This window comes from Paracoccus sp. DMF (genome assembly GCF_004407025.1).
In the GTDB taxonomy this organism is placed as follows: domain Bacteria; phylum Pseudomonadota; class Alphaproteobacteria; order Rhodobacterales; family Rhodobacteraceae; genus Paracoccus; species Paracoccus aminovorans_B.
The window spans coordinates 111,163-122,034 of sequence record NZ_SOKV02000009.1 but is presented as its reverse complement, the minus strand read 5'-3'; the positions used below and the strand labels follow the sequence as shown (position 1 = coordinate 122,034).

Sequence of the window (10,872 nt, the reverse complement as noted above, 5' to 3'; positions counted from 1 at the left end):
CACGTCAGGCCGCATTCCTCGCTCGGCAACCAGACCCCGGCAGAAGCGCGCAGGGCGCTTGAGCAAACTGGGCGCTCCGCGCCGGACGCGCTTGCCCAACCCGAAACCGACCAATATCAACCCCAGGGACTCTCGTTATGAACGAGGGACGTCCGGGGGGGCAGGTCACCAGCAAATCATCACAGGACATTGAATTATTATGCCACTGTGCTAAGAAAGTAGCGTCATACCCATGTCAACGCTATGGCATAATTTTTTTACACAGGGACACAACATTGACCCCGGAACAGGTTCGGATGGCACGAGCAGCACTGCGGATAGGCGTGCGAGACCTTGCAGAAGCAGCAGGCGTCACCCCAGCCACAATCACGCGGTTCGAGACCGAGAAGGGCAGGCTACAGCACGCCAGTGCGGAGGCCATCCGCAAGGCCCTTGAGGCCCAGGGCGTGCAGTTCCTCGAAGGTGGTCAGGTCGCGGCGGGGCCGGGCGTGGCATTAATCAGTGAAGGCACGAGAGCATTCTTATCGCATAAAGATATCCAGATGTAATAATCACTCCCAAAACCTGGCCGTGCAGCAGGATTGAGCGGAGTGCTATTCCGCCCCTAGCCATTTTGAGGAACGTGACATGAGCAGCCGACGCGATATTGACCCAGTTAATGATTTTAGAGCTTTGCCCGCAGAAACCGCTTGGGTCGAGTCCAAGCGAAACAACGATGACCCTGAGATGATTGGGAAGCTCTGCTCCGCTCTCTCCAACTCTGCCCGTTTAGAAGGGCGGGAGAATGCTTACATAGTCTGGGGCGTTGAAGATGGAACGCATCATATTTCAGGCACAAATTTTGCACCGCTCACAAAAAAGTCGGTTCGCAAGAATTTCAGACGTGGCTAACTACACGACTGCAACCCCGCCTAGCTTTTGAGTTCCGCGAGGTGGCTCACGATGAGGGGCGACTTGTGCTGCTGGAGATTCCTGCCGCGACGGCCGCACCCACCGCATGCAATGGAACAACCTTCATCCGAGTTGGTAATGCCACCCCAAGGCTAACTGATGAGCCTCAGCGATATCAGAGATTGATTGAGCGAATGCGGCCATACACTTGGGAGCACGGCTTTGCGGCGACATATGTAGATGATAACTTCGTTCTGCGAGAACTCGACTATGCTTCATACTTTAGCTTAACCGAGCAGCGGCAGCCTGAGAGCAATCCCGGCATTCTTGAGCGCTTGCAGGCAGATCAAAGCGTGGCCGCCTGCGCATCGGCGTCCACGCTCTTGTTCCAGGCAGCTTCCTTTCGGAACTGATTGCGAGATACCGGCAAGACCATCCCCCATCGATATTGAAATCACGACAGGCACGTCCCGCGATGCGGTGCCCATCGCACTCTTGCCTGCGTCTTGTCTTCGGTCGGGTCCCGCTCGTCGTCCCGGCCGCGCGGAATGCGGCGCTGCGTGGAGCGGTGCTGCCCCAGCACCTAGCATACCCGGCGATACGCGGCAGGACAATGCGAACGTGGCCGACACAGGCCCGGCGGCGCGAGGGGCACAAAAGTTTCGCTGCGCGGACCTGCGGTTCCCCGTGCCGCTCCGTCAGGATCAGCTTGTCGAGCGTCAGATCGGCAACCGCCTTGAGAGCCGCTCGTCCTCCTTTTGAAGCTCCTTCAACTGGCGAAGCTGATCGCGGCCCATGCCGCGATACTGCTTGCGCCACCTGTAATAGGTCAGTTCGGAAACGATCTGGCGCACCGCATCCGCCATCGTCATGCCCTGGCCGCGCAGCACTTCAAACTGCCGCAGCTTCGTCACGATCTCGTCGGGCTTGTGTCGCTTCTGTGCCATGGTAGTCCTCCTTCATGGTCAAACCATACTTCAAGGTGGACCCGTTCAAGGGGGGATCATCGACAACGCATCCGCTATCGAAGCTCTCGACGCGGATCATTATGTCCTATAGCATGCGCATACCAAGCAAATTAGGGTGGAAAGCAAACTGCCTATGAAAGGATCTGTCCCGGATCTCCTGCTTCATTTCATGATATGCGGCTAACACCGAATAGCTCACTTCCATCCATGACGTTCGATCACTGGGACGAACAGGGCCGAGAAATCTCTATTGTTATTGTCAAGGGTACTTTTCGACGCGAAGATGAGGGATGGACGAGAAGCGACAGACAGTCCGAAATCGGCTTTACTGACGAATACGATGGCGATCCGGCCTATGCGCCGCTCATTCGAGAACAGGATATCGCACCGGGAAAGCCTGCTACCGACATTGTCTTGCGTGCTATCGGATTCGCGCCAGGAGGGAAGCCCCGACCGTCCTGGCCCGTTGGAGTTATCATTCCGGGGTTGCTGGACTATGGCTTCGAGGTGCGGGGGCCTTCACAGTGGCAAAAATCGTTTCTGGGGAGATGGAAGCCGACCGATCCTGGGCCAGTGGACCAGGTTCCGATCGATTATCGCCTTGCTTACGGTGGAACCCACAGGCTGCCCGACGGAAGCATGGCGCTGCACGAATTCAACCCTGCTGGATTGGGCTTCGTGATTGGGGATCTGAAGCATTTCGACGATCCCGTCCTCGCCCCTCAGATCGGCGCTGTAGCGGATCTCGCGTCCCGAGACATCCGTGCCCGATTGGGTGTTCATGGCTTTAGGCCGATCCCCCGCACCTGGTTGCCGCGACGGCAGCTCGCGGGAACCTATGATGATCACTGGCTACAGACCCGCCATCCCCATCTGCCTCCGGATTTCAACCCTCGGTTCTGGAATGCGGCGCCGAAGCCCCTACAGATTTCACCGCATCTGCTTGGAAACGAAGAGCTTCAGCTCCATAATCTTCATCCGATCAAACCGACTTATCGCCTCAATCTTCCAGGTCTCAAGGTCCAGGGCAGGCTTATGCCCACCGGCCGGTCAGTCGCCTTCGTTCTGGACAGCGTCGAACTGGACGTCCGTTCCCCACACGAGCATGAACACATGCTCACCCTTACATGGCGAACGAGTTTCGCAACATCCGACTTGCATGAGTCGCTCGAAATCCACATCATCGAGCCATAACCGGGGGAGAGGGTCCACGATGGGAAAGAGCGCGGCCCGACATAGCGGAAAGGAAGCGATGATAGTCTGCTTGTCGCCGGATGTCTGCCTTACGCCCATGGGTCCGAACATGGTACCTGTTCCCTATATGATCGTATCCCGTCTTGACTGGTCGCAAAGGACCGTGAACAACATCACGTTTGGCGGACAGGAAGCGTTCACCATGGATAGCCGCACGGGCATGGTTTCGGGAAATGAACCCGCAACCGGTGGAGGGATCAAGTCGGGCATCAACACGGGTTGGTGCCGCCCCCTGACGAACAAATCCAATGTCATCGTCAATGGACATCCGGTCCTGCAGGATGGCTGCATCTACGAGATGAACTGCGACGGGCCTGATGGTACGGGAAACACCTTGGGAAAGCTGCGCTTCGTCGAATAGGGCGGTGGCGATATCACCTGGGTCCCGGATCGATCAGGAACGTATACGCACAAGGGATGAAGGTGTGATACAGGCCGGAAGCGATCATCATTCGCGCAAAGGTGATGGCATCGCGCTGCAATCCGTTGGCGAAGGGCTCCAGTTGCTGGTTGATGTAATCGTTATCTCCCAGATCAAGAGGCGGCAACGGCTGGCCCGTTTGAATCGCGCTGACGAAGGCCTCGCCAGAGAGGTTTAGCCTGCCGCCTCTGAATATATTGACGAAATCGACGACCTGACTGTAGGTGATATTGCCGTCCGTACCGGCCCGCTGGACGAGATGCTCGACAACCCTTTCGACGAACTGGGTTACGGTTTGGGCGCTGTTGGCGCAGGCTATGATCGGCAGAAGTTCGGTCATGGGCGGGCCAAGCTCTTGCACATTCGCGGTGAAGACCGTCGGCAACTGCCCCATCTCGGGCGCAAGATTCATCGTCAGCGGGCCGAGACTCATCGGGCCGGGACTCTTTCCCCTGCTTGGACTGGGATTGGTCACCGCGGGGGGCATGGTCTTGCGGCCCCAATAGAGAAGATCGTCCAGAAACGGTACCAGTCTGCCCCGAGCTTGCAAGGAACTGAGGATTTCGTCCTTGATGTGAACCGCGCGTATTGGAACTGCGCCGGCGGTTGCCAGCGTTCCGCCAGCACGGTGGGCGGTATTCTGATGCAGTCCTGCCGAATTATAGGTAATCGCGCGCATCACCAGATTGGGATGGCGTGACCTGATCGCGATCGATGCGGTCGATGCCAGTCCGCCACCCAGCGAATGCCCGGTAACGACCAATCGACCATTCCATCGCGAGATCGCCTCCTGTGCTGCTGTAAGGCCATCATCGATAGCCTTGAGATACTGATTGGGAATCTCCCTTCCCAAACCTTGCGCGAAATTCACAGCCCAGTCACCATTGCCGCCATAATAAAGCGCGGACGAGATCGTATAGCGCAGCGTCACGGTGCTTCGGAACGCGGCCCAGCCGCCGACATTGACCGTGACCTCGCCCGACACGTTCTCGAACAGCGGCTCTCGCGTCAGTCCCGAGGCGTCGAGTTCCGCCATGGTGCGACCATTATAGGCCGGGGCCACCGAAACCGATTCGTCGATAACCAGATCCTCGACGCGGGTCGCGGAAAAGAGCGGCGTATTGGCGACGAAATTTCCGGTAAGCCGCGTGCCGATGGCCAGCTCGGCGAAATCTGCCGGCTCGGTGTCGCTGCCGCGAAACACCAGCACCGGTGGACACAGCGTCAGCGGATCATTCCCCGGCCCGCCTTTGGGAGCATAAAGGGCGACCGTATAGCCATCGTCATCGTCCTTGCGCCAAATCTCATCTCAATGCTCGTGGTTGAGATCCCAGTATCGCCGCAGCCGCGCAGGTACCTTGTCGCGGGCATTATCATAGATCCGCAGGTTGAGCATGCCCGCCCTGCGGACACAGAGATCCGAGATGGCTTTTCCAGGGATCTGGGTAGAGTCTGCATTGGACGCAGGCTGCCTGGGCTGTTGTGCGTTCACGATGAAACCCTTGTGAAGCGTTCGTTCGCGCCGAGGTCAGCGTCCCCAGCGCTCGGTCCCGAATTGATTGTCGGTGCGTGCCCGTTGATCCTCATCCTTGGGCGAGCGGATTTCACCCGGGGCAAGAAAGAACCCGCCCACATCCGGAGGAATCTGCATGGCCAGCAGATCCGAGATCATTGGCGTCGGCTGGGCACCGGTCTGTTCGAGAATCAGGGGCAGTGCCTGCTGCATCGTCCAAGCCCTCCATAGATTTTCAGTCCCGGATGCCCCGACGATCATGGTCGCGCGGGATCAGCTCGGGGCTTTGCCAATCCGTCTCGCCGAGGTCCCGGAACCGCCGGATGCTGCGTTCGATCGCAGTCCGATCGACAATCGGCGAATCGACGACGATCTCCAGCCCGATGCCATAGCGATTACGAGCGGTCCAGCTGGAAGGATTCGTGGATATCAGGCGGGGTGTCGTGCAGGATCTCCGAGGCAGCCCTCTCCTCATATTCCCTGATGGTCAGGCCATCGAGCGCGGCATGACGGCGGGGTTCCGGTCGGATCATCCGGTAGAACTTCTGCCGACCGACGTAATGCGCCGGGGCGAATTTCCAGCGGTATTCCTCCTCCAGTTCCGCCTCGGTCAGGCGTGACCGGGTCTGCTTCGAGGCCAGATCCTGGATGCACTCCCAGAATGCCAACCGCCGGTGGTGATGGTGGCGTTCCAGATGCTGCGTCCGTCGAGACCCAGAAACAGCACATCGAACCATTGCCTATAAATATCCGGGCGGCCCGGTTCGTCCAACACCAGGGGGCTGGTGAACAATCTGCCGTAGATCGGCGTGTCGCGCACGATCCTCCGGCGCAACCGCACGAAGGCATCACGCTGCCGGTGCCGCGACAAGGCGACGAAAGGGGTGAAGCGGTTGCGATTCCCGCGTCTCGTGACTGTCATCCTCCTGGTGCTGCACAACTATACCGTTCGGCGTTGCGGAGAATCTCGCTCAGACGCTCGGCAAGGCTTCTCCGGCTAGTCATTCATCTCGGGGTATACGGTACGTCATCAGCTGCGAGCAGCACTTTTCAGCCTACGAGGCGGTTTCGGCGCTAACAAGTCCCTGGGGGACACATGGGGACAATTCGAAAGCCGCTCAGACGCTCCGAATCTAGCGCCAGCGCGCCGCGCGCAAACCGGCGGCGATAGCTTCGCCCTCGTCGCAAAACCAGCGCTCGCCCCTGCTCTCATCGATCCGGGTCTTGGCATAGGCTGGCGACCAGGGCGTGTGATAGATCCGCTCGCCCTTGTTCGAGATGTTGCCCTTGATTGGACAGCCCTCGGGCGCCTCTGCGGCAGCCCGCGACCAGCGGCCGGCGCGATACTCCAGGCGGGCTGCGATTCGCCCTTCCAGATACCCCCGCGCGCCGGCATGTGCCATGCGCTCCGTATCGGCATAATCGTCGGAATAGCGACGATAGGCCCAGGCCGGCCCCCGCCCGACCATCTCGGCGCCCAGATCAAGGCCACCGGCATGGCAGCGCGCCACGATCCGCCGGTAAGCGTCGGTGTCCAGCGGAACGTATTCCACCGACCGATCCCTGACCAGATCCGCCATGGCCCCGGTCGCCGCGGCTCGGGCCGGATCGAGCAGCCGTTCGCGCGCAGTCATCATGTCCGCATCTGTCAGCCCGCCAGGAAAGGCTTCGACGGTTCATTGGCGAAGGCCGGCAGGGCAAGGCAGAGCGCCAGGACAGGAAGCATGCGGTGCATGGTAGGTCGTTGACCATCGACGGTGACCGCTTCCATGACATTCCCAGCTTCTATGCCGAAGTGAACCGGGTGCTCATGGCGGCCGAGAACTGGCGGCTGGGCGAAAGCCTCGATGCGCTGGACGACATGCTCCATGGTGGCTATGGCGCGCTGAACGGTGCCGGCGCGGTCCGGCTGCACTGGCTGGCCATGGACAAGAGCGCCGCCGATCTGGGGCTGGCAGAGACCCGGCGATGGCTACCGGCAAGCTGCGCCACCCAGAGCGGTTCAACAACGACGCCATCCGCCGGCAGCTGGAGGCGCTCGAAGCAGGCACCGGCCAGACCTTCTTCCAGATCGTCATGGAGATATTCGCCGGCCATCCGGAGATTGCACTGGTGCCGGGTTAATACCGCCGCCAGACGCATGTGCTTTGCCGGCCTCGGATGGTGAGCGAGCCGGCCAGCAAGCCCGGTCGCGCAGGATCGAGATCTTCGACCTGGAGCGCCTGGCGCGCCTTGATGGTCGCCGGCTTCAGCGGCGCCCAGGGCGTTCCATCCGGCGCGGCCTGGGCCTTGAACTTCCTGCCGGCCGAAAGGACCATCTGTTCGCCCACGGCGGCGAAGAACGGCCGGCGTTGATCCATGAGCTTCATCAGTTGGTGCGGCCGGTTCTGCGCCTCGGTCGCGTCGAGCTGGGCGCGGAAACTGATGCCTGTCATTGAAAAACCCCCGTTTCGGCGCTATATCTGTGTTGCGGGCGAGCCAGACAGGTGATGTGTCCAGATAGCTCCTCGCGCGGCGGTCGGATCACCAAGGCCGTCATTTTTGTTTCCAGAGCAGTTTCCCGCCCCGTCTCACCTGAATGCCCTTTGCGTCGGGGGTGCCCTTGCGGTCCTGCGACAGGTAGATCGTGACGGGCTCCCACCAGCGCCGGCCGATCTGCATCACGACCAGGGCGCCCTTGTCAGGACCGACCCGCACATAGCGCCGATCAACCAGCAGTTCCTTGAGGTCGTCGCGCACCGGATCCTGTTTCGCCGCGACGCCCAACCAGATCTCGTCGGGATCCAGCAGCGCCTCGGCCATCAGCGGCGTGTAGATCTCGCGGCCACGCTTGCCGATCTTCCAGGCGCCGGACCGATCCCGGAAGAATTCGTCCGAAATCGGCACACGGGCGCCGGCCTGGTCCTGCCATAGCACGGCGCTGCCAATATCGGCGCCGAAAGGCTGCAGGAAGGCGCGGACGTAATCCTCGGGCGCCAATCCCGTGGCCAGGGGCTGGGCAGCGAACGGCCAGGCTTGGCAAGTAGATCGGCCAGGGGCGACGGCTGGTCGATCACCACGGCATGCCGACCGGCATGGATCAGCCCGCCGCCCTCGTCGATGACCTGCGACGGCACCAGCCCTTGCTCCCAGAGCTTGCCGGGCTGGTAGTCCCAGCCATATCCGGTGCCCTCGGGCAATTCGACCACGCCGGTGGCCTCGTGGTTATAGGGCTGGCGGATGATTTCCGGGGCGGTGTCAGGGCTGGTCTTAGCTGGCGCTCGCTGAGCGAGCGGACGCAGCAGCTGCATTTCCAGTCGCGCCCCTCGCGCACGATGATCAGCTTACCATAGGAGCTAGGCGGGCGGCAGGGGATGCGGCTGAGGTCACGTCTGCGTCGTTAGAGAAGCCAGCTTTTTCCTCGGGTTAAGCTCCATGCGATAAATTCGGAGAACGTTCGAGATAAGCCCCTTGTGACGCGGGTGGAAATAAAAATCAGACAGTTGAAAATACCCCGAGACCTCTACCAATGGCGCTTGATGGTTCCCTACATGCAAGCGGTCAGACCTGCCTGCGAGGCAGTTCGGCGCCATCATGCCGCCGGGTGACACATGGGGGACAATTCCGGACCTCAGGCAGGTCACGCCGGCGAGCCAGAAAATCCCGTTCAGAGCAAGGCGATGGTTCAAGGACTTGCGCCCGTTCGGGACACGTATCGCCTGAATGAAGCTCGTGAAAGGCCCATCCCTCGTCCGACGTCAGGTCTCGTGCGGCTGGCCTCCCTTGCAGATATCAGCTTGAATCCCGCTCGGCACGCCATGGGACTCCATTTGGCAACACGGCCTGATGGAGAGCGGAGGGAGCGTTCTGCCGCCCGCGCGAGACGCAGAACCTCATCGGGCAATGGAGAAAGCATTACGACTCCACAGCCATCGCCCAGCGGTCGCGGAAGACATTGCCTCGATGGATCACAGTCCATGCGTCAAACCGGACCACTCGGACGGGGACAGTCAGCATCCGAAGGCAAAGCGGTTTCAACGCGTCCACGGCGACCTGCTCGATGGCGCGTCGGCCCGCGACGACGGCCGGCTCCCTGACAGAAGCGGTTGCGATTCGGCCCGGCTCCGAGCGCGCAGGGTTGGTCGGCCGACCGCTGCCGTCAGAACGCCTTGAAGGTCATCGTGGTCAGCGTGCGCACGATGTCCGGGATGTCGAACAGGTTTTCCGACAGGAAATGGCCGACGTCCTTGTCCTCGGGGACATAGATCTTGGCCAGCAGGTCGTATTCGCCCGAGGTCGAGTAAAGCTCGCTGACGATCTCGCGGTCATAGATCGCGTCGGCGACCTCATAGGTCTTGCCGGGGGTGCAACGGAACTGGACGAAAACCGGGCGCATGAGCGGGCCTCCTGACTTCTGCGGCGGCAGGTTAGACCGCGGGCGCCGCGCGGGTCCAGTCCCCGCGGCGCAGGCCCAGCCAGAAACGCCGCATCAGCAGCACCGCCGCAAAGCTGAGCCCCGCGACCAGCCCCAGCCACAGCCCCGCCGGCCCCAGCCCGGCCGGAAAGGCCAGGCCCCAGGCGACCGGAATGCCGACCAGCCAATAGCTGATCCCGGCAATGACCATGGGCACGCGGGTGTCCTGCACCCCGCGCAACAGGCCCAGCCCGATCACCTGCATCGCGTCCATCAGCTGGAACAGGCCGGCATAGAACAGCAGGCCCGCCGCCAGCGTGATGATGGCCGGCGTCTCGGGGTGGGTGGCATCGAGGTAGAGCCCGACCAGCTGGCGCGGGAACAGCTCGAACGCCGCCACCGCCAGCAGCGCCCAGACCGCCGAGACCGCGGTCACCGTCACCGCCGCGTCGCGCATCCAGGCCGCGTCGCCGCGCCCCTTGGCCTGGCCCACGCGCACCGTCGCGGCATTGGACATGCCGAGATGCAGCATGAAGGTCAGCGAGGCAAGCTGCAGCGCGATGCCATGCGCGGCCAGCTCGCGCGTGCCGATCCAGCCCATCATCACGTTCGAGCCGACGAAAAGCCCGCCCTCGGCCACCATGGTCAGGCCGATGGGCATGCCCAGCAGGAAGACCTGGCGCATCGCCACCCAGTCCGGGCGCCAGAAGCGCTGGAACAGGTGGTATTTGCGGGCGGCGGGCAGCCAGGCGGCATAGGCGACGATGGCGAGAAGCTGGCTGAACTGCACGATCACGGCGGCGATGGCGGCGCCGCGCACGCCCAGCTCGGGCGCGCCGAGATTGCCAAAGATCAGCACCCAGTTCAGCGCGATGACCAGCGGCAGGCCGGCCAGCGTGATCCACAGCACGACCTGCGTGCGCTCCATCGCGGCAAGATAGCTGTTCAGCGTCAGCTGGCACAGCACGGCGATGAGGCCGATGCCCTCGATGCGCAGATAGTCCTGGCCCAGCCGGGCCACCTCGGGCGCCTGGCCGAGCGCCAGCAGGATGGGGCCGGAATGCCACAGCGCAGGCAGCATCAGCACCGCGAAGACGATCGAGAGCCACAGCGCCATGCGGGCAGCGCGGCGCACCTCGACCTCGTCGCCGCGGGCGATGGCGGCGGCGATCAGGCCCATGACGCCGATGCCGAAGCCCATGCCCAGGAAGAACAGGATGTTGAAGAAGCTGACCGCGATCACCAGCGCCGCCAGCTCGGTCACGCCATACCAGCCCATCATCACCGTATCGGCGACATGGATGGCCATGCGCGCGAGGTGGCTGCCGACCAGCGGCAGACCCAGCGCCAGCGTGGCGCGCAGATGCGGGGCGTAACGGGCGATCATCATGGCTCCTGCCTTATCGCCGGGCAGTCGGGGCGGCAAGATGTC

Annotated in this window: 15 protein-coding genes and 2 pseudogenes; 7 read left to right on the top strand and 10 right to left on the bottom strand. The window is 61.9% G+C overall.

Annotation, left to right across the window (positions count from 1 at the left end; genetic code table 11):
* The 4 genes and pseudogenes from E3D03_RS07870 to E3D03_RS07855 all read left to right on the top strand — a co-directional run.
* Window positions 1-141 (top strand): annotated as a pseudogene (locus tag E3D03_RS07870) (IS3 family transposase); the annotation flags it as partial.
* A gap of 134 nt (window positions 142-275) precedes the next feature.
* A complete protein-coding gene (locus E3D03_RS07865) occupies window positions 276-548 on the top strand; it encodes a helix-turn-helix domain-containing protein (RefSeq protein WP_263566493.1) in 273 nt (90 codons plus the stop codon).
* A gap of 79 nt (window positions 549-627) precedes the next feature.
* Window positions 628-891, top strand: coding sequence for an ATP-binding protein (locus tag E3D03_RS07860; RefSeq protein WP_263566492.1), 264 nt, complete (start codon window positions 628-630; stop codon window positions 889-891).
* A gap of 65 nt (window positions 892-956) precedes the next feature.
* The gene (locus tag E3D03_RS07855; protein ID WP_263566491.1) at window positions 957-1,304 is read left to right on the top strand and encodes a hypothetical protein; all 348 of its coding nucleotides are present in this window, start codon (window positions 957-959) and stop codon (window positions 1,302-1,304) included.
* A 173-nt stretch (window positions 1,305-1,477) separates the two neighbouring features.
* Here the strand turns inward: E3D03_RS07855 and E3D03_RS07850 are convergent.
* Window positions 1,478-1,838, bottom strand: a pseudogene (locus tag E3D03_RS07850) (transposase); the annotation flags it as partial.
* Window positions 1,839-2,066: 228 nt separating this feature from the next.
* Between E3D03_RS07850 and E3D03_RS07845 the strand changes: the two are divergent.
* Window positions 2,067-3,053: a DUF2169 domain-containing protein gene (locus tag E3D03_RS07845; RefSeq protein ID WP_263566490.1), complete on the top strand. Its 987-nt coding sequence runs from the start codon at window positions 2,067-2,069 to the stop codon at window positions 3,051-3,053.
* Window positions 2,965-3,474, top strand: a complete 510-nt coding sequence (locus tag E3D03_RS07840; RefSeq protein WP_318013715.1) for a DUF4150 domain-containing protein — start codon at window positions 2,965-2,967, stop codon at window positions 3,472-3,474. The genes E3D03_RS07845 and E3D03_RS07840 overlap by 89 nt, the downstream gene beginning before the upstream one ends.
* A gap of 13 nt (window positions 3,475-3,487) precedes the next feature.
* On the opposite strand, the gene E3D03_RS07835 is transcribed toward E3D03_RS07840, so the two are convergent.
* The 5 genes from E3D03_RS07835 to E3D03_RS07815 all read right to left on the bottom strand — a co-directional run bounded on the left by E3D03_RS07835 (window position 3,488) and on the right by E3D03_RS07815 (window position 6,962).
* Window positions 3,488-4,744 (bottom strand): lipase family protein, encoded by a 1,257-nt coding sequence (locus tag E3D03_RS07835; RefSeq protein WP_263566489.1) that lies wholly within the window; start codon window positions 4,742-4,744, stop codon window positions 3,488-3,490.
* 318 nt (window positions 4,745-5,062) lie between these two features.
* Window positions 5,063-5,260 carry a hypothetical protein gene (locus tag E3D03_RS07830; RefSeq protein ID WP_263566488.1) on the bottom strand — a complete coding sequence of 66 codons (198 nt, stop codon included), beginning with the start codon at window positions 5,258-5,260 and terminating at the stop codon, window positions 5,063-5,065.
* 182 nt (window positions 5,261-5,442) lie between these two features.
* Window positions 5,443-5,715 (bottom strand): hypothetical protein, encoded by a 273-nt coding sequence (locus E3D03_RS07825; RefSeq protein WP_263566487.1) that lies wholly within the window; start codon window positions 5,713-5,715, stop codon window positions 5,443-5,445.
* Between the two features lie 465 nt (window positions 5,716-6,180).
* Window positions 6,181-6,684 (bottom strand): thermonuclease family protein, encoded by a 504-nt coding sequence (locus tag E3D03_RS07820; RefSeq protein WP_263566486.1) that lies wholly within the window; start codon window positions 6,682-6,684, stop codon window positions 6,181-6,183.
* Window positions 6,685-6,695: 11 nt separating this feature from the next.
* A complete protein-coding gene (locus E3D03_RS07815) occupies window positions 6,696-6,962 on the bottom strand; it encodes a hypothetical protein (protein WP_263566485.1) in 267 nt (88 codons plus the stop codon).
* A 53-nt stretch (window positions 6,963-7,015) separates the two neighbouring features.
* Here E3D03_RS07815 and E3D03_RS07810 point away from each other — a divergent pair, with 53 nt between their 5' ends.
* Window positions 7,016-7,171 carry a hypothetical protein gene (locus E3D03_RS07810; protein WP_263566484.1) on the top strand — a complete coding sequence of 52 codons (156 nt, stop codon included), beginning with the start codon at window positions 7,016-7,018 and terminating at the stop codon, window positions 7,169-7,171.
* Here the strand turns inward: E3D03_RS07810 and E3D03_RS07805 are convergent.
* The 4 genes from E3D03_RS07805 to E3D03_RS07785 all read right to left on the bottom strand — a co-directional run bounded on the left by E3D03_RS07805 (window position 7,168) and on the right by E3D03_RS07785 (window position 10,830).
* Window positions 7,168-7,482 carry a phage virion morphogenesis protein gene (locus tag E3D03_RS07805; RefSeq protein ID WP_263566483.1) on the bottom strand — a complete coding sequence of 105 codons (315 nt, stop codon included), beginning with the start codon at window positions 7,480-7,482 and terminating at the stop codon, window positions 7,168-7,170. The two genes, E3D03_RS07810 and E3D03_RS07805, sit on opposite strands and share 4 nt — an antisense overlap.
* 100 nt (window positions 7,483-7,582) lie before the next feature.
* Window positions 7,583-8,026, bottom strand: coding sequence for a PBECR2 nuclease fold domain-containing protein (locus E3D03_RS07800; RefSeq protein WP_263566482.1), 444 nt, complete (start codon window positions 8,024-8,026; stop codon window positions 7,583-7,585).
* Window positions 8,027-9,185: 1,159 nt separating this feature from the next.
* Window positions 9,186-9,422 carry an Lrp/AsnC ligand binding domain-containing protein gene (locus E3D03_RS07790; RefSeq protein WP_017998660.1) on the bottom strand — a complete coding sequence of 79 codons (237 nt, stop codon included), beginning with the start codon at window positions 9,420-9,422 and terminating at the stop codon, window positions 9,186-9,188.
* Between the two features lie 31 nt (window positions 9,423-9,453).
* Window positions 9,454-10,830 (bottom strand): MATE family efflux transporter, encoded by a 1,377-nt coding sequence (locus tag E3D03_RS07785; RefSeq protein WP_263566481.1) that lies wholly within the window; start codon window positions 10,828-10,830, stop codon window positions 9,454-9,456.
* Window positions 10,831-10,872: the final 42 nt, after the last annotated feature.